The 20,615-nt window shown below is 37.2% G+C and carries 23 protein-coding genes and 2 pseudogenes; 15 read left to right on the top strand and 10 right to left on the bottom strand.

Going from position 1 to position 20,615, the window contains the following annotated elements; genetic code table 11:
- Positions 1 to 279: 279 nt before the first annotated feature.
- The 3 genes from IGI49_RS05100 to cls all read left to right on the top strand — a co-directional run bounded on the left by IGI49_RS05100 (position 280) and on the right by cls (position 3,461).
- Positions 280 to 555, top strand: coding sequence for an antitoxin (locus IGI49_RS05100; RefSeq protein ID WP_429963641.1), 276 nt, complete (start codon positions 280 to 282; stop codon positions 553 to 555).
- Entirely contained in the window at positions 548 to 1,375 is an 828-nt protein-coding gene (locus IGI49_RS05095; protein WP_429963640.1) for a zeta toxin family protein, read from the top strand. Before IGI49_RS05100 ends, IGI49_RS05095 begins: the two co-directional genes overlap by 8 nt.
- A 625-nt stretch (positions 1,376 to 2,000) precedes the next feature.
- Positions 2,001 to 3,461 carry a cardiolipin synthase gene (gene cls, locus IGI49_RS05090; protein WP_429963639.1) on the top strand — a complete coding sequence of 487 codons (1,461 nt, stop codon included), beginning with the start codon at positions 2,001 to 2,003 and terminating at the stop codon, positions 3,459 to 3,461.
- Here cls and IGI49_RS05085 read toward each other — a convergent pair.
- Entirely contained in the window at positions 3,456 to 3,857 is a 402-nt protein-coding gene (locus IGI49_RS05085) for a ribonuclease HI family protein (protein WP_429963638.1), read from the bottom strand. The genes cls and IGI49_RS05085 overlap by 6 nt on opposite strands.
- A 34-nt stretch (positions 3,858 to 3,891) precedes the next feature.
- On the opposite strand from IGI49_RS05085, the gene IGI49_RS05080 reads away from it, so the two are divergent.
- Positions 3,892 to 4,320, top strand: coding sequence for an EbsA family protein (locus IGI49_RS05080; RefSeq protein ID WP_429963637.1), 429 nt, complete (start codon positions 3,892 to 3,894; stop codon positions 4,318 to 4,320).
- Between the two features lie 29 nt (positions 4,321 to 4,349).
- Here IGI49_RS05080 and IGI49_RS05075 read toward each other — a convergent pair whose 3' ends face one another.
- Positions 4,350 to 4,559, bottom strand: coding sequence for a cold-shock protein (locus tag IGI49_RS05075; RefSeq protein WP_207703082.1), 210 nt, complete (start codon positions 4,557 to 4,559; stop codon positions 4,350 to 4,352).
- A gap of 256 nt (positions 4,560 to 4,815) precedes the next feature.
- Here IGI49_RS05075 and IGI49_RS05070 point away from each other — a divergent pair, with 256 nt between their 5' ends.
- Positions 4,816 to 6,489: a formate--tetrahydrofolate ligase gene (locus tag IGI49_RS05070; protein ID WP_429963636.1), complete on the top strand. Its 1,674-nt coding sequence runs from the start codon at positions 4,816 to 4,818 to the stop codon at positions 6,487 to 6,489.
- Between the two features lie 82 nt (positions 6,490 to 6,571).
- Here the strand turns inward: IGI49_RS05070 and IGI49_RS05065 are convergent, their stop codons facing one another.
- Complete coding sequence (locus tag IGI49_RS05065; RefSeq protein ID WP_429963635.1) at positions 6,572 to 7,441, bottom strand: MurR/RpiR family transcriptional regulator; 870 nt, start codon at positions 7,439 to 7,441, stop codon at positions 6,572 to 6,574.
- Positions 7,442 to 7,816: 375 nt separating this feature from the next.
- Here IGI49_RS05065 and deoC point away from each other — a divergent pair, with 375 nt between their 5' ends.
- Positions 7,817 to 8,515: a deoxyribose-phosphate aldolase gene (gene deoC, locus IGI49_RS05060; protein WP_429963634.1), complete on the top strand. Its 699-nt coding sequence runs from the start codon at positions 7,817 to 7,819 to the stop codon at positions 8,513 to 8,515.
- A 412-nt stretch (positions 8,516 to 8,927) separates the two neighbouring features.
- Positions 8,928 to 9,899, top strand: a complete 972-nt coding sequence (locus IGI49_RS05055) for a tyrosine-type recombinase/integrase (RefSeq protein WP_429963633.1) — start codon at positions 8,928 to 8,930, stop codon at positions 9,897 to 9,899.
- Positions 9,900 to 10,037: 138 nt separating this feature from the next.
- On the opposite strand, the gene IGI49_RS05050 is transcribed toward IGI49_RS05055, so the two are convergent.
- Positions 10,038 to 10,505: an Rrf2 family transcriptional regulator gene (locus IGI49_RS05050; RefSeq protein WP_429963632.1), complete on the bottom strand. Its 468-nt coding sequence runs from the start codon at positions 10,503 to 10,505 to the stop codon at positions 10,038 to 10,040.
- Positions 10,506 to 10,611: 106 nt separating this feature from the next.
- Between IGI49_RS05050 and IGI49_RS05045 the strand changes: the two genes are divergently transcribed.
- The 4 genes and pseudogenes from IGI49_RS05045 (at position 10,612) to IGI49_RS05030 (ending at position 13,736) form a co-directional block, all read left to right on the top strand.
- The gene (locus IGI49_RS05045) at positions 10,612 to 11,457 is read left to right on the top strand and encodes an SDR family oxidoreductase (protein ID WP_429963631.1); all 846 of its coding nucleotides are present in this window, start codon (positions 10,612 to 10,614) and stop codon (positions 11,455 to 11,457) included.
- Between the two features lie 64 nt (positions 11,458 to 11,521).
- Positions 11,522 to 12,380: pseudogene (locus IGI49_RS05040) on the top strand (NAD(P)H-binding protein).
- Between the two features lie 151 nt (positions 12,381 to 12,531).
- Positions 12,532 to 12,969: a MerR family transcriptional regulator gene (locus IGI49_RS05035; RefSeq protein ID WP_429963630.1), complete on the top strand. Its 438-nt coding sequence runs from the start codon at positions 12,532 to 12,534 to the stop codon at positions 12,967 to 12,969.
- Positions 12,966 to 13,736, top strand: a complete 771-nt coding sequence (locus tag IGI49_RS05030; protein ID WP_429963629.1) for an SDR family NAD(P)-dependent oxidoreductase — start codon at positions 12,966 to 12,968, stop codon at positions 13,734 to 13,736. Before IGI49_RS05035 ends, IGI49_RS05030 begins: the two co-directional genes overlap by 4 nt.
- A 148-nt stretch (positions 13,737 to 13,884) precedes the next feature.
- On the opposite strand, the gene IGI49_RS05025 is transcribed toward IGI49_RS05030, so the two are convergent.
- Positions 13,885 to 14,688, bottom strand: coding sequence for a MerR family transcriptional regulator (locus IGI49_RS05025; RefSeq protein WP_429963628.1), 804 nt, complete (start codon positions 14,686 to 14,688; stop codon positions 13,885 to 13,887).
- 82 nt (positions 14,689 to 14,770) lie between these two features.
- Here IGI49_RS05025 and IGI49_RS05020 point away from each other — a divergent pair, with 82 nt between their 5' ends.
- Together IGI49_RS05020 and IGI49_RS05015 are read left to right on the top strand one after the other, a co-directional pair.
- The gene (locus IGI49_RS05020) at positions 14,771 to 15,463 is read left to right on the top strand and encodes a PRD domain-containing protein (protein ID WP_429963627.1); all 693 of its coding nucleotides are present in this window, start codon (positions 14,771 to 14,773) and stop codon (positions 15,461 to 15,463) included.
- Between the two features lie 186 nt (positions 15,464 to 15,649).
- Positions 15,650 to 15,826, top strand: coding sequence for a hypothetical protein (locus tag IGI49_RS05015; RefSeq protein WP_429963626.1), 177 nt, complete (start codon positions 15,650 to 15,652; stop codon positions 15,824 to 15,826).
- A gap of 371 nt (positions 15,827 to 16,197) precedes the next feature.
- Here IGI49_RS05015 and IGI49_RS05010 read toward each other — a convergent pair whose 3' ends face one another.
- The 5 genes from IGI49_RS05010 to IGI49_RS04990 form a co-directional block, all read right to left on the bottom strand.
- On the bottom strand, positions 16,198 to 16,872 hold the full coding sequence (locus IGI49_RS05010) for a DUF2922 domain-containing protein (protein ID WP_429963625.1): 675 nt from the start codon (positions 16,870 to 16,872) through the stop codon (positions 16,198 to 16,200).
- Positions 16,873 to 16,907: 35 nt separating this feature from the next.
- A complete protein-coding gene (locus tag IGI49_RS05005) occupies positions 16,908 to 17,291 on the bottom strand; it encodes a hypothetical protein (RefSeq protein WP_429963624.1) in 384 nt (127 codons plus the stop codon).
- 122 nt (positions 17,292 to 17,413) lie between these two features.
- The gene (locus IGI49_RS05000) at positions 17,414 to 17,632 is read right to left on the bottom strand and encodes a DUF2922 family protein (RefSeq protein ID WP_429963623.1); all 219 of its coding nucleotides are present in this window, start codon (positions 17,630 to 17,632) and stop codon (positions 17,414 to 17,416) included.
- Positions 17,633 to 17,667: 35 nt separating this feature from the next.
- Positions 17,668 to 17,871, bottom strand: a complete 204-nt coding sequence (locus IGI49_RS04995; protein ID WP_347298913.1) for a hypothetical protein — start codon at positions 17,869 to 17,871, stop codon at positions 17,668 to 17,670.
- A gap of 402 nt (positions 17,872 to 18,273) precedes the next feature.
- A complete protein-coding gene (locus IGI49_RS04990; RefSeq protein WP_429963622.1) occupies positions 18,274 to 18,672 on the bottom strand; it encodes a hypothetical protein in 399 nt (132 codons plus the stop codon).
- A 54-nt stretch (positions 18,673 to 18,726) separates the two neighbouring features.
- Between IGI49_RS04990 and IGI49_RS04985 the strand changes: the two are divergent.
- Both IGI49_RS04985 and IGI49_RS04980 read left to right on the top strand, forming a co-directional pair.
- A pseudogene (locus IGI49_RS04985) lies at positions 18,727 to 19,155 on the top strand (DUF2716 domain-containing protein); the annotation flags it as partial.
- Positions 19,156 to 19,259: 104 nt separating this feature from the next.
- Complete coding sequence (locus IGI49_RS04980) at positions 19,260 to 19,937, top strand: hypothetical protein (protein WP_429963621.1); 678 nt, start codon at positions 19,260 to 19,262, stop codon at positions 19,935 to 19,937.
- Positions 19,938 to 20,615: the final 678 nt, after the last annotated feature.

Below are 20,615 nucleotides of genomic sequence, written 5' to 3'. Positions count from 1 at the left end.
ATTTAAGTCTCTATAAAAATATCGATTTTCCAGAAGTCTGCTTCATGAGTTAGACCTAAGGAAAATCGATTTTTTCAATACCTTTTTGATGTTCAAACTTTATTTGGTGGCCTGGAGGACAAAAAGTATGGTGAATTATAAAGTGAATGAATTTCTCTTTTTATAAAATAAGAGGATAAGAAGTGAAGCGCATAATACTAGGATAAAATTAGTCCAAGTGTAGAATTTGCTGATTTATGTTACAATTAGGAGAATAAATAAAGAAGGTTGGTGAGAAAAATGGATTATGAAAAAACTTTTAAGGTTGAATCATTAAATGAATTTTCTCGCAATGTCTACAATCGTGTATTGAGATATGTTGTTAATCATCAAATTGATAGAAAAAATAAAAATGATTTATATGCCGAGTTGTTAGATCAATTAAAAGGGATGCTACAAATGAATCTTTTTGAAATGACAATGGATGATTTGGTTAAAGTTGAATCTTACTGGAATACAATGGATGTGTATACGAAATCTATAACTGGTCAGAAGGCAGTTGAACAGTATGTCTAATTTTTATACGGATTATACTGAACAGCAATATTCTTTAATCTTAGAAGATACCTTAGAAGCTTTGACGCTCTTTAAAGTTCCAACAGAGAGTCCAAAAGCTTTTTTACTTGGCGGACAACCTGGAGCGGGTAAGACAGCACTAAGATACGCTATCATGAATGAAATTGATACAAATGTAATTGTAGTGGATAATGATTCGTTCAAACAAGCCCATCCAAATTTTGATGAGATTGTGGAACAGTATGGCAAAGACTACGTGACACATGTGACGCCATTTTCTAATCGTTTGACAGAAGATATTGTGGAATATTTGAGTGACAGAGATTATCACTTGATTATAGAAGGAATTCTGAGAACGACAGAAGTGCCGACAGTGACTGCTAATCTCTTAAAAGCAAAAGGATATGAAATGAGTCTATATGTCGTTGCGGTTTCAAAAGATTTGTCATATTTAGGAACGCTTGCAAGATATGAGTATCAGTTTTCTAAAGATCCTGTAACAGCTAGAGAAACTAAAAAGAAGCATCATGATTTAGTTGTACAAAATTTATCTGAGAATATTTCGATTTTATATAAAGAAAACGTGTTTAAAACAATCAAGATTTTTGATCGGGAAATGAATCAATTGTACCATTCTGAAAAGACACCTTTAAAGAATCCGAAAGAAGTTTTAGACCCAATAGTAAATGAGGAAGCAGAAACTAAAAGTCTTCTTGCTCAAATTCAAAAAAATTTACAATTGATGGAGATAAATGGACATCAAAAATCGAATAGTTATAAGGAATTAGTGTCTAAATATAAATCCTTGCGGTCGCCCTGACATGGCCCAAACCGGGGGTAAAAATCCAGCCGGGTTACCAGATGCTTTGAAAGCTGCGCAAGAGTGGTTAAAGTAAAAGTTAAGTCTCTATAAAAATATCGATTTTCCAGAAGACTGCTTCATGAGGTAGACTTCTGGAAGTCGATATTTTTTTATGATTAGAACCTTCTAGGATAGTAAAACATTCTTTGTGTAATGCATTCGCATCATTTCTGATACGTATATTGAGATACTTGAGTGACTCTTAAATCTCATGCTAGCTCAGATGAATTATTGAAAGCTCATAGGATCCAGAGTGAACGTTGGAACTAAAACGTATATATGTATAGCTGCTTACTTGCGTTTGAATAAAGAGTAGGCTGATCATTTAGCTCGATAGTGTTCCAGTGCTAGTTAATAGTCGTATGAGTAAGCTAATCTTCGATAAAACGCTTTCTTAAAAATTTTACCTCCTCAAACAAATTAAAACATACTCCAATCTGTTTCAGATTCTTTCGTAATCCTTGAGATAACAGGAAGTGCACAGCGCTTTTCTTGTTATCTTTTTATTTTATAGGTATAATTCTAAGAAGAAGATCGGAATTCTGTGGATTTTCGCAGAATTATGAAGAATGGGGATTTATCTATGAGATTAATTGAACAAATTATTTTAGCAATTATTGTGGTTAATACGATTATTGCAATAATAACGGTATTTCGTAAACAACGAAGCATCACAACCATCTTAGCATGGCTGCTGACGCTAATTTTTTTGCCTGTCGTAGGTTTTATTCTTTATGCCTTCAGCGGCCGAGGGATCGATGGAGAAACGGTCTATCGTTTTGAACAAGAGGACCATCGTCGGATTAAGGAAATTGCTGATATCATTGCGATAGACAATCAGGATGTTCGTCACAATGAACCTAGCAACTTATATCCGACAGCAGAAGCACTGTCTCATTATTTTGATCGACGGGATGAGTCGCCAATTGCAGTTAGAAATGAAATTGAATTCTTTTTAGATGGTAACGAGAAATTTGAGCATTTATTTGAAGATTTGCGAAACGCAAAAAACAATATTCATGTAGAATACTATGCCTTCTTTAACGACCGAATCGGCAATCGCTTTTTACGAATCTTGGAAGATAAAGCGGAGCAAGGAGTTGAGGTTCGGTTAATTTACGATCCATGGGGGTCTCCAAAGGCCAACAAGAAATTTTTCGCCACTTTAAGAGAAAAAGGTGGTCGAGTAACACCGTTTATTACTTCTAAAAATATTATTGCTAAAACACGTTTAAATTATCACTTGCACCGCAAACTTGTGATTATCGATGGACAAATCGGTTGGACTGGTGGATTTAACGTGGGTGACCAATACCTAGGTGAGTCAGAACGATTTGGTAACTGGCGGGATACTCACGGTCGCGTAGTTGGAACCGCCAGCTTTACGATGCAAGAAATCTTCTTGAGAGACTGGAATGCTTCCGTTTCTAAAAAAGAAGATCGGATGGCTTACTTACCAGAATACTTCGTCTTACCGGATAAGGAAATCAAGAAGGGCGTTCCGATGCAAATTGTTGCGGATGGCCCAGAATCAGAGGAGCTGATTATTCGCGATGGCTTCATACGAATGATTCTAGCAGCGGAAGAGAGTGTTTGGATCCAATCGCCATATTTAGTGCCAGATGAATCGATGCTATCAGCACTATTAATTGCGGCTCGTTCAGGAATTGATGTGCGAATTATGGTTCCGATTATGCCAGACCATCCATTTATCTACCGTGCAACTCAGTATTATGCCAATTATTTGCATGAACGAGGCATTAAAATTTATCATTACAATAACGGCTTTATCCATGCGAAGACGGTGGTAGTTGATCACGAGCTAGCCAGCTTTGGCTCAACCAACCAAGATATCCGCAGCTACGAATTGAACTTCGAAGTCAGTGCTTTTATTTATGATCCAGTGATTGCCCAACAATTCCGAGATATTTTCGAAAAAGATATGGAAGAATCAATTCTGTTAACGGATAAAATGATTGCTGACCAATCCTTCTGGTTGAACTTTAAACAAAAATTTTCGCGTCTGTTGTCACCGGTGCTATAGCTTCAAGCTTTTTTGTAACCCTTGACGAGCGAGATGATCAGCCCCTTTATTCTTACTTTCCGGAATCCATTGCAGGACTAGTAAAGTGAATTGAGGGGCTAATTCGTTAAACTCCATTAAATATGGAAGAAAACGGTTGTTTTTTGTCCGACCTTGGTCTAATATTTTTATAGCCGTCTTACTATCTGAATACAAAAGTACATTTTGATCAGCCAAATGTTGATCTAGCAAATACCGTATAGCATAGAGAAGTGCAGCAAGCTCAGCAGTATGGTTATCTTCCTCTTCAAGAGGAATCGCCAGTTGTGTTTGTTGTGTATCATCAACGATTAGAATACCGCCGCCGCTTTTTTTTTCTTGGGCGTTCGTTGCGGCGTCTGTAAATACTTTTATCATATCAACCATCCTTTTATTAGTTAGGAGTAAATGCATGAAGAGCAAGCGTTATTTCTGGCAGCCCGAGCTGTCACTTGCCATCATCTATTGGTCAGTTACCTTCATTATCCTGTTTTATGGATTAATCGTGACACTGGAAAACACGCGACCGTTCTTGAAAGGCAATTTGATTATTGGTTTGTTTTTCATCTTTTTGATTATCGGTTTACACCGCTACTTAACAATCAATGAAAAGGGATTAACCATTCACTATTCACTGTTTTGGCGTAAGAAATTCCTGCCTACATCCCATATTGAAGAAATCTGCAACCGCAAAGATGGCATTATCATTCAACAAAAGGGCTTAGGTGATTATCGGCTGTCTATGTCAAAAAAGCAGCGACAACGTTTTTTTGAAAACTTAGCTGCGCATTTTCCTGAAATCAAAGTAAAAGAAGAAAACGTAAAGATTAGTCATGACTAATCTTTACGTTTTTTAACTGTATAACTAAATTAGTTTTGCATTTCTTTTTTCACATGCGCTGCTTGCTCGCCGCGAGCGCCTTCAACAATCACAAATTCTACTACTTCACCTGACCTCAATGATTTGAAGCCATCCTCTTCAATAGCTGTAAAATGGACAAAAACTTCCTGATCTTCATCATAAGTGATGAAACCATAACCTTTTGCTTCATCAAACCACTTAACAATCCCCGTTTGCATACAGCCACACTCCTTATCAGTAGTGATTCCATTATAATCGAAAGGGTAGAAAAAAGCGAATATACACACGACTTTTCCTAATAAAAGTGAAGTCGTTACTAGTAAACCGAGGCGAATCTAGGAGAATCCGAACGCTTTTGCCTATGAAGGAAATTTACTAATGGTATTTAGTGTTTTTCTCAAATAAATTCGTTATAATGTGAATGAACGAATAAAAAAGAGACCAGAATGATTATCGTTCGGGAAAGGAAGGCTTATGAAAACAGATATCGAAATTTCTCAAGCAACAGAATTAGCCCCTATCACGCAAATTGCGGAAAAATTAAACCTTACAGCGGAGGATCTTGAACTATTTGGCAACTACAAAGCTAAAATTGATTTTTCTGCTTTGAATCGTATCCATCAACAGCCTGAAGGCAAACTAATTTTAGTAACCTCAATTAATCCAACACCAGCGGGTGAAGGCAAATCAACTGTTACGATTGGATTAGGGGATGCTCTAAACAAAATCGGTAAAAATACTGTGATTGCACTGAGAGAACCTTCGTTAGGTCCAGTTATGGGAATTAAGGGAGGCGCAACCGGTGGCGGTTATGCGCAAGTATTGCCGATGGAAGATATCAACCTTCACTTTACCGGCGATATGCACGCCATTACTACTGCCAATAATGCCTTATCTGCATTATTGGATAATCATCTTCACCAAGGCAACGAGCTTGGTATTGATCCTCGTCGGGTAATTTGGAAGCGCGTCGTGGATTTGAACGACCGTGAATTGCGTCATATTACAGTCGGTCTTGGCGGACCGATTAATGGTGTTCCTCGTGAGGATGGCTTTGATATTACTGTCGCCAGCGAGATTATGGCAGTTCTATGTTTATCTACAGATATCCAAGACTTGAAGAAACGGTTAAGCAATATTGTCGTGGCTTACACTTACGATCGTGAACCAATTACCGTTGGTGACCTGAAGATTGAAGGTGCACTTGCTTTGATCTTGAAGGATGCTATCAAGCCGAACCTGGTTCAAACGATTTATCAGACACCAGCTTTCGTGCATGGTGGACCATTTGCCAATATTGCTCATGGCTGTAACAGTATTCTTGCGACCAATACTGCTCTTCATTGCGGAGATTATACTGTGACTGAAGCTGGCTTTGGCGCTGATTTAGGTGGAGAAAAATTCTTAGATATTAAGGTTCCAAGCCTAGGTAAAGCACCCGACCTAGTAGTAATCGTTGCAACAATTCGAGCGTTAAAAATGCATGGCGGTGTAGCCAAATCTGATTTAAGTGCAGAAAATTTGGAAGCCCTAAAAATAGGCTTCAGTAATTTAGCAAAACACATTGCTAACATGAAGAAATACGGTCTGCCTGTAGTCGTAGCAATCAACGAATTTATCAGCGATACCGATAAAGAAATTGCTTTACTAAAAGAATTATGTGAAGCAGAAGATGTAAAGGTTGAACTAGCCAGCGTTTGGGAAAAAGGTCCAGAGGGTGGAATCGACTTAGCCAACACTGTTGTTCAAACAATTGAAGAAAGTGATGCAGCCTTCACTTCAATCTTCAGCCGTGAACACGACGACTTAGAAGAAAAGGTTGAAACCATCGTCAAAGAAATTTATGGTGGTTCAGAGGTAAGCTATAGCAAAAAAGCTAAACAGCAGTTGGCAACCTTTAAAAAATATGGCTGGGATCGACTGCCAGTATGTATGGCAAAAACGCAATATTCATTGTCTGATGATCCAGCTAAGCTAGGGGCACCAAGCAATTTCACAGTAACAATCCGTGAATTTGTTCCTAAGATCGGTGCTGGCTTCATTGTTGCCCTGACTGGTGATGTAATGACGATGCCTGGTCTACCGAAGAAACCAGCAGCCTTAAATATGGATGTTGATGAAAATGGTACGGCGATCGGATTATTTTAAGCAATAGATTACTTTAAATAAAATCAATAAAAGATGATGTATAGCTGCCCTAGTAGTTAAGGTTGGCTATACACCATCTTTTTTAGTAGTTTTTCTTTTCGACTAAGGTATTCACTTTGTCTAATATGGTTGTATATTTTTCGTAATCACTTAACAGAATCCCCATATACAACATATCAACTAAAGAGAGTAGGGACATTCTGGAAACCATCGTTTCACTATAGAATGTTGTTTCATGATCACCAGTTAATAGATCAATATCTGAATACTTAGAGATATGCGAAGCCTTATAGTTTGTTAGGGCAATCGTCGTTGCACCAGCTTCCTTAGCGATTTTCAAACTGTCAACCGCATCAATTGTGCTGCCAGAGTGGGAAATTGCAATTGCGACATCCTCTTTTTCTAACGATACAAGGCTCAATTGTTCTAAGTGGTTGTCAGCAAAATAGCGTGCATTCAACCCAATACGAATCAACCGACTGACGAAGTCTAAAGCAATACTGCCGGAAGTTCCTACCCCAAAAACCTCAATTCGATTGGCTTTAGAAATACTATGAACAGCTTTCTCATAGGCTTCATAGTCAAAAATTTTCATGGTATCCTCTAGCCCCTTCATAGAAGAACTAATAATTTTTTGAGGAATACTTTCCAACTTATCCTCTGGTGAAATATTCAGATCAACAAACTTGTCAGATTGAGGAAGAGAGATTTCTTTTCCCCAATCTCGTAATACGTGAGATTTAAAATCGCTAAAGCCTTTATATCCCAAAGCTTTAGTAAAGCGGACGACCGAAGGATCACTGACTCCGGTAGATTTGGCAAGCTCAGCTAAAGCCATTTCTGAGACTTTATAGCCAGTTTCTAAAACATAATCTGCTATTTTCTTTTCAGATTTGCTGAGAGAATTGTAGTTTAATTTGATCGTTTCTGAGTATAATTGATTTTCGTTCATAGATTAAACCAGACCTTTTTAGTAGTTTTACTACATGATAATGTATTTCTATAGAGACGTCAAACCTTGTTTAATAAATGCATGTGTATGGTAGAAAGTGTGAATTTTTTTTGTTGAGAATGCTTTGTAAAGTTAGAAGACTGAACAGTTGAAATAGATTCAGCATCATAGAGTAAGGTTTAGTTTACCTACTTAATTGGAAAGATAGAAAGTTGATTAAAACTATAACCTTTACAAAATTCAGGCTAGAATGTACAAAGTGAATCGTGATAAGTACTTTTACTACATTTTTCTCTTTACAAAAGAATAAAAAAGATTTATAGTCAAATTGTAGTAAAAATACAATTGATTAAATCGAATAGGAGGTTTACTACTATGAAGAAGGCAGCAGAAATGACAGTAGAAGAATTAGGAATGTATATTGACCAATCCGTATTGAAACCAGATTTTACAGAAGCGGAAATTCGTAAGTATATTCAAGAAGGCATTAATTACCATTGTGCGACAGTATGTATCAATCCTTCATCGTTAGATATTGCAGCAGAGATGACAAAGAATACCAAAACCAAAATCTGTGTGATTTGTGATTTTCCATTTGGAACAAGTACAACTGCTTCAAAAGCGTTACAAGCGGAAGAGTATTGTAAACGTGGCGACATTTATGAATTGGATATCGTAGCTAATTTTGGATGGATCAGAAGCGGAAAATACGACGACGTTACTACTGATATTAAAGCTGTTGTGGATGTATGCCATAAGTATGGAACAGCCGTGAAAGTTATTTTTGAAACGGATACTTTGAATGAAGAACAGGTTCATCAAGCCTGTGAATGTGCGATTACTGCAGGAGCAGATTTTGTAAAAACGAGTACTGGGTTTATTACTGGATACGAATCGAATGGCGCTACAAATGAAGTAATCAAGGTCATGATGGACCAATGCAAAGGACGCATTAAAATAAAGGGCAGCGGAGGCATACGTACTCGTGACCATTTCTTAGAATTGATCGATATGGGAATCGACCGTATGGGTGTAGGGTACAAATCAACACCTACTGTTTTAGGCTTAAAATAATCCTGCTGATCCAAATTAAGTGAAAAACCAATATTTCTGATTAACAAATATATCACTAGTTAGACAACGATTTTTCTGTCATGTAAGGCTTCTCTCAAAAAAATGATAGGAATGAACAAACCGTTTGTTCACGAAAATGCTCGAACTTTTCGACCAATAAGTCGACATGATATGCGAGTAGATTATCTTAGCGGTTTCCAGTAATCCTGATTTACACGATCAACTGATTCCCTTGATTCAGCATGCAACACTTATTATAATTATCTATTTATTTGGTTATTTAAAACGATGATCGTTTAATGATTATTAGTTTTGTTGTTATGAGTGATGGAAATATTAGGAATTTTTTTCCTGCTATAGTAAAATAGGAAGGTAAAACGATTTGATCGTTTATAAGCAGGGAGAGGGATAAATGCCGAAAAAAGGGGACAATATTTATTTAAGATCAGATGGCCGTTGGGAGGGACGTTTTCCAATCGGCAAAAGAAAAAATGGTGGAAAGAAATTTTTTTCTGTTTATGGTGAAACCAGAGAAGAAGCCAAAGCAAAAAAAGTAGAGATAAAGAAAGCCTATGAAAAAGAGTTTATAAAAAAACATCGTTTTGTGGGTGATTTACCTAATCGAAAGAATGCAACGACAAAGGTTTATACCTTCAGCGAATGGTGCATATATTTTCTAGAGGCCGATAAAGAAAGACGAGAAAGAAAAAAATGGACACATCAGAGATACAAAATGCTGATAGAGAACTACCTTGTTCCAGAATTTGGTGATCTGCCTATCACATTGATTACCCCTGAGAGAGTCAATGAATTTATAAAGATGCTGATTGAGAGCTATGAAAAAGAAAAAGCCAAGGAGATCTTTTTACTATTTAACGGATTGATGTGGAAAGCAAAAAGAGCGAAATTCATACGGTATAATCCTTACTATTATGCTTGGCGACCAAATAAAGAGGAGTTCTTCGCACATTTTACAATAGCAAACTTGCTGGAAGAGTCTCCAGAGAGCGATGGGTTCCAGCTGAAAGCTGCTTTGTGTATCAATCAGGAAACAAAACTGCAAATGAGCAAGCTGCTATCGTTAGAGTGGAAAGATATTGATTTTGAAAACCGATTAATTGAGCTAAATACTTCCTATCAGAATGTAGCCAGTGAGGTAGTCGAGCATACTAGCATTCGCAAACTACCGATACCAGAAATGACTTATCAAGTCTTGCAGGAACTTAAGAGGAGCGCGAAGAATGAGCTTGTTTTTAGAAGAGATCGGATACTTTGGACTGAACCAAGGATAAGTGATACATATGTTGAACTAGGTTACAAGAAGGTGCTGCCTATGTGGCCGTTCTTAAATAATAAAAAAGGGAACGTTCCTAAATCTTACTAAATATCAAAGTACCCCTGCAAGTATAAAGCTATAATTGCAGGGGTATTTTTTTGTATCAATACATGATGAGCCACCTAGTTTCAACTTAAAAATTCCAACGAAGCAAGCAACTCACCCAATACTCCACAAAACAATCACTTATAGACATTCATCGACAATAGTCCTGTTTTCAGGTCTCTTTTCAATCTCTAACTGTGCAATTTCATGAATGAACGAATCGAGTGTAATCTCACTCATTTCCTTTTCTATACTGCGCTGAAGCAGGGTATACTTTTCCGACAAGACTTCTTGAATATTGGCACCAACAATACAATTTGGATTCGTTTTTGGATCAACCTGGATTAAATTGGTGTTGCCTTCAATACTTTTATAGATAGCTAATAAACTTATTTCTTCAGGCGGTTTTGCCAAGGTAGGGGTTGGTTTCCCTGCTTGGGTAATAATCAAGTTTGATTTTCTCAGCTGACTCATAATTTTTCGGATATTTGCTGGATTCGTTTCAACACTTTTGGCAATCCTATCACTGGAAAGCCAGTCAGTATTCTTAAAAATTTCAATGTAAGCAAGGATATGTATCGCATCGCTTAATTGGATTGAATATTTCATTTCTGTCGTTCCCTTCAAAATCTTCTTCTTGACATATCATATCATACTACTTATCATTAAACCTGTAAATTAAAAATATACAGCTAAAAGAAAAGGAGTGTGTGACATGAACTATTTAGTTACAGGTGCAACAGGTGGATTTGGTGGATATGCATTGGATTTTTTGAAGGAAATGGTCCCAATCTCTACTATCTATGCCCTTGTTCGCAGTGAAGAAAAGGGAATTGAACTAAAAGAAAAAGGATTCAACGTAAAAATCGGTGATTACGCGGATGCATCTTCAATGAAAGAGGCAGTACAGGGAATTGATCGCCTGCTATTTGTTTCAGGGGCCCCTGGCAATCGCCAAGTAGAACATCGTCATGTTGTAGAAGCAGCGAAAGAAACGGGTGTTTCTTATATTGCGTATACTAGTTTTGCGGGAGCGGATAAGGCGACAAGTCCTCTTGCAGCCGATCATCTTTTTACCGAGAAGCTGATCGAAGAATCTGGGATTGCCCATACCTTCTTACGAAATAACTGGTACCTAGAAAATGAAATGCCTATCATTGGAGCCGCTCTTAATAGTGGGAAATTCATTTATGCGGCTGGTAACGGTAAGACCGGCTGGGCCTTAAAACGTGAATATGCTGAAGTAGCTGCTAAGGCCGTCTCAGGGACTGAATATCCTTCGACTCTTGAGTTATCAGGGACTCTAGTAACATATGAAGTGTTAGCCTCTGCTTTAAAAAAAGCTACTGGAAAAGAGCTGGATATAATAGGAGCCGAAGATCGTGTCTTTGTAGAAAGCTTGGTTGCTAATGGAATGCCGCAGCCTGTCGCGGAAATGTTCTTGTCATTCCAACATGACATTAAAAACAATTCATTGGACGTTGTTTCTTCTGACTTCGAAAAGGCCTTAGGAAAACCTTTGACCAGCTTAGAAGAAGGTTTAAAAGAACTGTTAATCTAAGTCATTAATTGAATATTCTAGCTTGTGAAACGTTTTTGCTAAATAAAAGAAAAGAGGAAATCAACTGAAGTATTCAATTACTGGAGCAACCGGGAATTTAGGTAGCCGAGTCGTAAAGGAATTCACCCGGTTTGTAGATAAGAAGGAGCTGCTGGCTCTTGTACACACGCCATCAAAAGCTCAAAGCTTGATTGATCAAGGCATTTCAGTCAAGACTGGAGATTATTTGGATGTCGAAGGAATGACTAATTCCTAAGAAAATGTGGAGCTGTTGATCTACATTCCCAGCAAGACTTATGACGTTGTTCAGCGTGTAATCGAACTGGAAAATACACTTGAAGCAATGAGAAAAGCCCATGTCGAAAAGATTATGTTTGTCAGTTTCTTTGCTGATCAAGAAGCCAATCCATTTGTTATGTCTCCTTATTATGGATACGCACCAAGACGTTTTAGCAGGTTCAGGACTGAATTATACAATTGTCAAAAATTCGTTGTATGCAGACCCGTTGATTCCTTATTTGCCAGAACTTATTGAACGAAAGAATATCATTTATCCAATTAAACAAGAAAAACTGTCGTTCATTACCTTGGAGGATAGTGCTGAAGCTTTAGTACAATTAGCTATCCAACCAGAATTGAGAGATAAAGGTCAAACTTATTTACTGAGTCAGGAAAAAAACTACTCTATGCAGGAACTTAGTTCACTAATGAGGGAAGTTACTGGCAAAGAGATTGGCTATCAGTCTGTTCATTTAGAAGAATTTGCAGAAATCTATCAAGGAGATGGTGATGGTAAAGAATTGGCATCAATGTACCAAGGTGGAGCGTTAGGGATGTTAAGTCAAGTTTCGACCGATTTTGAGACAATCACTGGTCATGCACCTATGACAATGAAGGACTTTTTACAAGAAAATTGGAAATGAGTAAATAGAAAAATTAAGTGACTTTCAGCTCCCTAAGATTTTAGACTGCATTTTTTATATGGAATCAGTAAATAGCGCGAACTTTTCTAAAAATCGTTGTTGACATAGTGTGCACTCTATACCCTATACTTGCTGTAAAGAGGTGAATGAGATGACCTATTCTATTAAAGAAGCAGCCGGAAAATTAAGCATTACCAAACACACATTGTATTATTATGAAAAGGCCGAATTATTACCACCTATTCAAAGGGATGAACGAGGCAATCGAGTGTATACAGACTCAGTTATATCCTGGATTTATCTAATCTGCTGCTTGAGAGACATCAATATGCCCATTCAGCTAATACGGTCCTATGTAAAACGGTTATTAGATAAAACGAGCACCTTAGAAAAGCGCAAAGAAATCCTGTTACTGTTTCAGCAAAAAATAGAAGCGGATATCCAGCACTACTTAACAATTCAACAATTGATTAAGAAAAAGTTAGCGTTTTATGATCAAGCAGAAAGCCCAGCTAATGAGGCTGAAAATTGTTACGATTATAAAAAAAGATTGGGAACATTTCAAGCTGATTTTGGAGGAGAGCCATGACTAAAACAGCATTGATTACAGGAACTACCAGTGGCATTGGCTGCGAATTGTGTCATCAATTTGCCAGCAATAAAACCAATCTTGTTCTCGTTTCCCGTTGTGAAGCCAAGCTTCTCAAACAAAAGCAACACTTGGAAAAGCGTTACGGCATTCAAGTTGAAATAATCTCTTGCGATTTGACTAAACTGGATGCCGCTGAGTCAATAATTCGACAGCTAAATGAGAAAAAGTTTCCCATTGATTATTTGGTCAATAACGCTGGATTTAATGAGGTAGGGAACTTTTTGCACACCGAGTTAGACAATGAACTAGATATGATTCAGCTGCACGTTACCTTTATAACTAAGCTCACGAAGTATTTACTACCTGGAATGATCGAACGTAATTATGGACGTATTTTGAACATTGCCTCGACAGGTTCATACATTCCCTGTCCTCATGATATTGTCTATACGGCGACTAAAGCTTATCAGCTTTCTTTCACTAAAGGATTAGCAGCAGAGTTGGAAAATACCGGAGTAACCATTACCGCCGTCTGTCCTGGAGCAAGCAAAACAAATTTTCCAAAAAGAGCAGGAATCGATCAAACCTTATTATTTAACTACTTTGTCATGCATCCGAAGCTGGTCGCCGCCAAAAGCTATCAAGCTCTAATGGCTGGTAAGAAGGTAAAAATTATTGGTTTATACAATAAGCTGCTCGTCTTTTCCGCTTGGATATTGCCCAAACGATTAATTAATCAACTTAGTCTAAAAATGATCGAATAATCTACCACTTCCAATGATTTAAACATTAGCAGAAAAATTTCACGAACCTATTAATGGTTGGTGGAATTTTTTTAACGAATAATAACCGATGATCGTAGGCTAAACAGTTATTCAGCTATGAACTGCAGCTCACAATTCAGTAAATACCTTATTTTTTCTCAACCTGAAGCATCATTTTATTTAGAAAGTGGTCGAAGTCAGCTGAGATTAGTTCATTCGCAATAAAATCAATATACAAATCACCTACGATTTTCCAGTTATTTGCAGCAGCATAAGCGACCATTTCTTTATAGGCTTGTTCCTGCTGTTTGTACCCGCGAATGTATTTTACAAGATAATTACCTTTTGACCGACAATCTTCAGATTCTGGAACTTTTGCATAAAAAGTAATTTTGGTAAAAGGTGGGGATTCAGACATATCAATATCTGAAACCATGAGACCCATGGGATAAGGAAAATCATACCCTTTAGAAAAACAATAACGGTAGAATTCAGTAATGGAGTCAGAGCTTCTAAAATTAGGGGCCTTATTTTTGACAGGGCTCAATAGCAGTGGCACTCTATCGTAAGCAATAATCGTAAGCTCTTTTGCATCGGGAATAATGTTTTGACTTAACGATTGTATTTGAAGATCAATCATTTGGTTTAAGTCATTGTAATAGTGTTGTTTTTCTGTCACTAGAAGTTTTTGTTCATTGAGTAAATCAATTATCTTTTCAGGTGATTTAGTTAGCATGTATTCTTTTATTTCTTTTAGAGACAAACCAATATCCTTCAAAAAGCGAATCATACTGGTCTGGTAAAGCTGATGGTAATGATAATAACGATAGCCTTTTTCATTAACCTTTTTGGGTTTTAGCAGATCAATTTGATCATAATAAATTAGCGTTTTTCGTTGAACTCCTGATTTCAAAGCAAATGCACTAATTGATAAGTAGTCTAAGTCATCCATCTGATTATCTCCTATTAGTTTTAGTTGACTGTATAGTTACTATACATTATACACTATAGGTAGTAGGAAGGAGACGAGAAGGATGGAGAAAACAGAATTATCTTTTGAACTAGAAAAGGAAATTATTAATACGCTAATTGATTTAGCCGAAACGAAGTATTCCTTGAAAGTGAATAGCTGTCTTCCTAGTATGCTTGGTCAATTTCTCTATGAAGTGAATCAAAACAGGCAGTTGTTTACGGATTACCAGCAAGATTACATAATGGTGCTTCGGTCTTTATTTACTCAAGAAGTCCTGTTTGTAGCAGAAGCAATCCAGTTTATTCAATCGGCTGATACGAATCTTAAAGTAAAACACGACGACTTAATTTTTTTATCGGAAATTATGATCTGTTCAGGATGGGATCTCAACATAACTAGGAATGAACAAGAAGAGTTCATTGAACTGCTTCTCTTTTTGCTAAAAAGTATTAGCTTTAACGCCGGAATACCTTTGGAATACTTACTTAAGCAAAAGGGTGGTTTGACCAATCATCTCAAGTTTTTAGCTTATCGAGTATTAAAGAAAGAAATCGAAAAAGAGACCTCAGATGATGCAATCTATTTTTATATCAAAGAAAACTATAATCAGTTATTCAGCTTTACAAATCGCATAAGAAGACACATTACTGAAAAATATGATGTCGATCTTTCAAATAATGAAGTTAGTTATTTGTCCTTACAGATTCAACGGACTCAATCAAGGTATGGGAGGCATGAAAAATTGCGAGTGTAGATCATGGGTTCGGTCGATTCTAATTACTAAGTTCTCCTGATGTATCTAGATTAACGAGCCCTAAAGTAAATCTAAGGGCATATTTATTTAAAGGTTAAACCTTAGCATTTAAAGTAATGAACAATAGATTGCTGGCGTTCTCAAGCACTAATCACTATCCCATTTTAGCGAAGAGAAATTCTTCAAATGCTAATGAATCATTTGAAGGTTTTGAGAAAAGAGCCAAAGGAAATTGACCAATCAATTGATCAAGAATTTCTTGTTTTCTCTAAACAAATTAATCTTTTGACTAAACGACTGAATGTTTCGCTAACAATTCTAGCTTCTATCATCACTGAGATTGAAGCAGTTAAATTCTTCTAAAAAATATTCTGTTGTCAATGAACAGATTCTTCAATTCAGCTTTTATTTATGTAGCAGAAAAATGGATCAGAGAAAATTAGTAACCCTCTACTCAGATAAGAGGTGCCGCGCGCTGGCACCTCAGTAGCACCATTTAAGACGGTGACTGTGAGAGTAGAATCTATTTCTTGTTCTGTCGATCAATGGTGATGATCAAGGTCGCAAAGGCAATTGCCAGCGTCAACGCTTGAAACACAGTCATGGCGGAGAATCCTTTCCTAGGGTAAGCATACAAGCATCCCTCCTTTCAGGGAGTTCAGCCACCGCCAGAAACACTGCTCAATTAAGTGTCACCCCCTTTACGACAGGTGAGGGCAGGGAAGAAAGGCAGTTTAGCGTTTCTTCTTCGTCCCTTTTTTCTTCCTCTTGGCTTCATGGAAGGCTCGAACTCGATCTACCTGAGCCTTTCGCGGGTTGATCGGTTTAACAGGAGCTTCAGGTTCGTGTGATTCAGTCGCTTCAAGCAGCTGTTTAGCTGAATCATTTGGAAGAGGATTAAATTTCATTTCTTCAGAAACAGCTGCTAGCGGCACAGAAATTTTTGCTGGAACAACAGCTGGAGCGGTTCTCTTCATACCAGCAGCTTCTACTGCTTTCACTGAAACAGGAGCTACTGGCCCTTGTTCAGCGGGTGCAGCCAGTGTTTTTACAGCTTTTTCTTCTTCTAAAGCGATGGCAGCTTCATCAATTTTAGTAACTTCTTCAGAGACTTGGGATACTTCTTCAATCACAAATTGCGGTGTAAATACATTATCTGGATCTGCTACATAAGCTTGTGGGGCTGGTTTTGATAAATCAAAGAGTGGTGTTTCAATCGTTTCTACGAATTTAGCAGAAACCACCTTTTGAAATTGCTTCACATCGTCTTTCTCAAATAACTTCAGTGTGGTTAGGGTTTCTAATGACGTGCGAATTTCCTCAGGTGTTAGATTTGGATTAGGTTCATTGTAAGACCAACGGTGTCTTTTTCCCATTTCGTCTTCAAATGAAGCATTTAGTTTTAACATATAGATCTCTCCTCTTTTTTCTTTTTTTATTATTTTCAGGAACTTTCTGCTGCAGACAGATCAGTTCCAAGGGTATGGGCTTCAGTGACTTCAAATAATTCAGTAGTGACAGGTTCAGCTGGAAAACATCGCGCAGTCAGCTTTTGCCACTCATCTTTGGTAAAATAGTCCGCAAAGAAAAAGAAGTAACGGCGAAGGGCACGGTTAACGGTTGCTTTGGCAAATAAATGCCGTACTAGCCCCTTCATAAATAAGTGAAAGCTTGTGTCGCCTAGCTGGTAACGAACTTTTGTAGCTAGTAGAACTTGAATAGTAACAGTACTGTCCTGTGTTTCTTGATAGAAGCTTAGAATCTCTTCTTCTAATTTTTCTTGTTTTGAATAAAACAGCTGGTGAGTGGTAAAAGGCTGTTCTGACATCGATTATTTCCTCCTTTAGCACCCGCAGGGCTCAGACTGCGGGGCTATTTTTAATGTTTTCAGTATGTTTTTAGTGATGACTTCGAAAATTTCTAAGCGAACGAAGCTTTTATAATAAGTGACTAAAAGATCGTTGTTTCTTTGGTAATAATAAATTCAGCACTTTGGATCGCCGCAAACTGACGAATGCCATGCTTTTGAAACAGATTTAGTTGAGTCATTCTCTCAAGTGTTTCCTTCATTTCTTTTGCTGTTTTACTTGTGTTGGGTGTTTCATAAGACCAAGTTTTCAGCTTTCCGTCTTCTGTCTGGAAAGTTGCGACTAATTTAGTTGTAGGCATAATGACCTCCTTCTTTCCTTCTTTGTTACTATTTCTTATTTAGTAACTCGTGTTTGGTTTGTCACGATTACGCTGTCTAACGAACTATCCGGTGCCAGATCAGCCATTATTTCCCCTAATGCTACGATGTCGGCTTCCGCTGGATTGTTGATGATATTACTGAAATTGACTTTCTTCTGTTTGTCTTCGCCATTCTGTTCAATTTGGACCTGCAATTTTGTTCCTAGTAGTTGAATCATTTTTTTCATTCCTCCAATGGTGTTGTTTTATTTTTCGTTTTTGTGTCCCGGCCGGTGACTAAACAATAAATAATTTTCCAAAAAAAAGCTATAGGGACCCCAGAGAATAATTTGGGCTTACAGGCCCATTTCAAAAATTAAAACCTTGATTTAATAGGCTTTTGATTTTTAAGAAAGTGAAAAAAGGGGCTGGGGTACCAGAAAAGTTTTTTTAATCGGGGTATTCTCCTTTTGTGGGGAAAAGCTGGTACACCCTGATATACCAACGAAAAGAGCAGTTTCAGCTTTTTTGATAAAAAGATAAAATAACGAATATCGAAAAATTAAAGAACAAAAATAGAGGCAGCTTCACCTGATAAAAGGGAATCTGCCTCTATTTTCTAGTTATTTATTTTTGTTTGATCATACCGACTGTTCATCCAAAGGAAAGGCATCGAAGCCGCGATTTCTCTCTGCTTCAGCCTGATAGTGGGTCGTCCAGCGAGTCGAATATTGGTGATAATAAATACCGGAATCGAAAGGAAATTGTTGTAAAATTGGCTGCTTGCTCAACAGGAGCCCGAATGGTGTGTCTGGCAAATGCAGATAGTCTAGCGGTGTCCCGTAACGCGATCGTTTCGTTGGCCAAGGCAGATCCCGTTCAGAACAGGCAAAAGCTAGAGCTGCATTTGCGGCATATTTGATAATGGTTTCTTTGCGGGTTTTGACAACTGCTCCATGGGCTACTGGCCATCTTGATGTAGGTTCGGCCAGAGTCTTCCCAAACGGTGTGAATGGATAAAGGATTGATCCAGATACCAACGTTTTTCTTTTGAACCAGACTGTTCTGCAAAAGATTCTCGCTATACGTTAAAAGAGCCTTACGATCTTTACAGCTGTGAAGGGGTGTTTGCTATAGCTGACTCGGATCCTGATTGGCGAGAAACGATCCAAGATATTTTTTGCACTTGCTTGAAAGATCAGAAATATATGTATGTTTTAGATTGGCATCATACCTGTTACAAATATTATCCGCAGGTAAAAACGCGTAAAGACAAACCGACATTTATTGAGGATGAAAAATATTCTCATGGCGGATATTATGCGTACTTTCCAGAATTTTACCCCGACGGAGATTACTATTTGTTCTTTTCTAAAGATTTGTCCTGGGGGTATCTGACTGATCCATGGCAGCAGCAAGTTTTCGTATATGAGGAGCTGCTGAGAAAAGAAATCCAAAAGAAAGCACGGTATCTTGGATTTATATTGATTGAGACAAGTGAAAAAAGTAAAAAAGACATATAAATTAAAAGTAGCACAAAGGATGAAAGTACTAATTTAAGCAAGTGTGAAGATACTGAAAAATTTGTAGCCTTTACTTACAATTTTTCGGCTAGATGTATTAAAGTATGCATATAGCTACACAGAGAAATGTACCACAAAATAAGATTGTTTTTTTGAAAGCCGGTGATGATGTGAACGATAAACCAGATTTTAGCAAACAAAAGATTAGGGGCTGGAAAAGAAGAGTAAGAGATATTGAACGATGGAAAGCCTACTACTTGTATCTAGATTTAGATCTTTTAAAAAAATATGATAGAGACTATGTGAAGTTAAGCAGCTTATCGTTTTACTCATTATTTAGAAAATATGACCTGCCTACTTGGTATAAACGATTAATAATTCAGGCGCTAATTGATGTATATAATTCATGGAAACACGAACTTGAGAAGCTGGATGAACCTTATTATTTGAAGGTATGGATTTTTGAAGCGGATATTCTACACTCTCAGGTAGTAGCAAGCTATAAAGAGAGGTTGAGTTTTTACGATACTACTTTTGTGGGAATCGAGAAAGTTAAATCACTCCCTGAAAAATTCACTGCTAAAAATACAAGTGACTTAAGTTGGTATAAGGGCTTTGAAGTAATTGTTTGGTCGGAAGTAGATTTGCTGGAAGATATCAGTGATGGTTTTTACACTGTCGAGGAAGTTCAGTCAATCAGGGATTCTGCGTATTCAATCAGCGAGACTTCTGAGGATACATATTATATTCACAAAGGTGACGCAGTTTGGCTCGGCGGTTGAGACTAAATTTAATAATTTTGAATTGTCCAGTATTATGGAAGCTGTATGAATTAAAAAAGAGGTTCCATATAATGATATAAAAATTCAGAAAAGGATTATCATGCAACGTCAACAAGAATGGAATTCTTCTCAGGTGAAGAAGAAGAACTTTTGGAATTTCGTCTGCCAACGATTTTATTTTGAACTGGACTATTATACAAAAGATTCTTATTAATCCTATCTGCACCATAAGCATAAGCAAAATTACCCTTCTTTATAACAGGAAACTTGAACATCTTAACACTTAAAGAAATAGCCGATGTATCTAAGAACTAGATGCGTAGGCTATTTTTTGCATAGAGATTTTCTTTGTTTAATTAAGTCAATCACTCGTTAATTTCTGTTTATTACACATGTGTATGCTTTAGTTGTTCTGTCGGCTTCTCCTGCTTAATCGTAATCAATTAGCGACCTTCTTAAAAAACATTAAATCCAATTTTTTTCGTTTTGAATCAAAAATTATCACCAAGAGAATAGGCTAAACATCTTTATAGAATAGGGATTATTTCTATTTGGAATCTTTCATTTTTGTGTTTACGACCTTACTGGCGATATTCTCCTTCTGGAAAATAGTGGAATAATATGAAATAAAATGGAATAATATGATTGTAAGCGATTGTGTTCTGTGGTATGCTCTAA

The organism is Enterococcus sp. AZ071 (genome assembly GCF_050499065.1).
Lineage (GTDB): Bacteria > Bacillota > Bacilli > Lactobacillales > Enterococcaceae > Enterococcus_A > Enterococcus_A ferrettii.
Note: the sequence above shows the minus strand (reverse complement) of the source record. Positions and strands in the feature narration are given on the sequence as shown.

Bases quoted from the DNA above. Each gene is read 5' to 3' on its own strand.
- IGI49_RS05005 (WP_429963624.1), bottom strand. From the start codon at position 17,291: ATGTCAGAACAGCCTTTTACCACTCACCAGCTGTTTTATTCAAAACAA.
- IGI49_RS05000 (WP_429963623.1), bottom strand. From the start codon at position 17,632: ATGCCTACAACTAAATTAGTCGCAACTTTCCAGACAGAAGACGGAAAG.
- IGI49_RS04995 (WP_347298913.1), bottom strand. From the start codon at position 17,871: ATGATTCAACTACTAGGAACAAAATTGCAGGTCCAAATTGAACAGAAT.
- IGI49_RS05045 (WP_429963631.1), top strand. From the start codon at position 10,612: ATGAACTATTTAGTTACAGGTGCAACAGGTGGATTTGGTGGATATGCA.
- IGI49_RS05050 (WP_429963632.1), bottom strand. From the start codon at position 10,505: ATGAAATATTCAATCCAATTAAGCGATGCGATACATATCCTTGCTTAC.
- deoC (WP_429963634.1), top strand. From the start codon at position 7,817: ATGAAGAAGGCAGCAGAAATGACAGTAGAAGAATTAGGAATGTATATT.
- IGI49_RS05020 (WP_429963627.1), top strand. From the start codon at position 14,771: ATGGAGAAAACAGAATTATCTTTTGAACTAGAAAAGGAAATTATTAAT.
- IGI49_RS05085 (WP_429963638.1), bottom strand. From the start codon at position 3,857: ATGATAAAAGTATTTACAGACGCCGCAACGAACGCCCAAGAAAAAAAA.
- IGI49_RS05070 (WP_429963636.1), top strand. From the start codon at position 4,816: ATGAAAACAGATATCGAAATTTCTCAAGCAACAGAATTAGCCCCTATC.
- IGI49_RS05030 (WP_429963629.1), top strand. From the start codon at position 12,966: ATGACTAAAACAGCATTGATTACAGGAACTACCAGTGGCATTGGCTGC.
- IGI49_RS05010 (WP_429963625.1), bottom strand. From the start codon at position 16,872: ATGTTAAAACTAAATGCTTCATTTGAAGACGAAATGGGAAAAAGACAC.
- cls (WP_429963639.1), top strand. From the start codon at position 2,001: ATGAGATTAATTGAACAAATTATTTTAGCAATTATTGTGGTTAATACG.
- IGI49_RS05075 (WP_207703082.1), bottom strand. From the start codon at position 4,559: ATGCAAACGGGGATTGTTAAGTGGTTTGATGAAGCAAAAGGTTATGGT.
- IGI49_RS05065 (WP_429963635.1), bottom strand. From the start codon at position 7,441: ATGAACGAAAATCAATTATACTCAGAAACGATCAAATTAAACTACAAT.
- IGI49_RS05095 (WP_429963640.1), top strand. From the start codon at position 548: ATGTCTAATTTTTATACGGATTATACTGAACAGCAATATTCTTTAATC.
- IGI49_RS05025 (WP_429963628.1), bottom strand. From the start codon at position 14,688: ATGGATGACTTAGACTACTTATCAATTAGTGCATTTGCTTTGAAATCA.
- IGI49_RS05100 (WP_429963641.1), top strand. From the start codon at position 280: ATGGATTATGAAAAAACTTTTAAGGTTGAATCATTAAATGAATTTTCT.
- IGI49_RS05035 (WP_429963630.1), top strand. From the start codon at position 12,532: ATGACCTATTCTATTAAAGAAGCAGCCGGAAAATTAAGCATTACCAAA.
- IGI49_RS04980 (WP_429963621.1), top strand. From the start codon at position 19,260: ATGCATATAGCTACACAGAGAAATGTACCACAAAATAAGATTGTTTTT.
- IGI49_RS05015 (WP_429963626.1), top strand. From the start codon at position 15,650: ATGCTAATGAATCATTTGAAGGTTTTGAGAAAAGAGCCAAAGGAAATT.
- IGI49_RS05080 (WP_429963637.1), top strand. From the start codon at position 3,892: ATGAAGAGCAAGCGTTATTTCTGGCAGCCCGAGCTGTCACTTGCCATC.
- IGI49_RS05055 (WP_429963633.1), top strand. From the start codon at position 8,928: ATGCCGAAAAAAGGGGACAATATTTATTTAAGATCAGATGGCCGTTGG.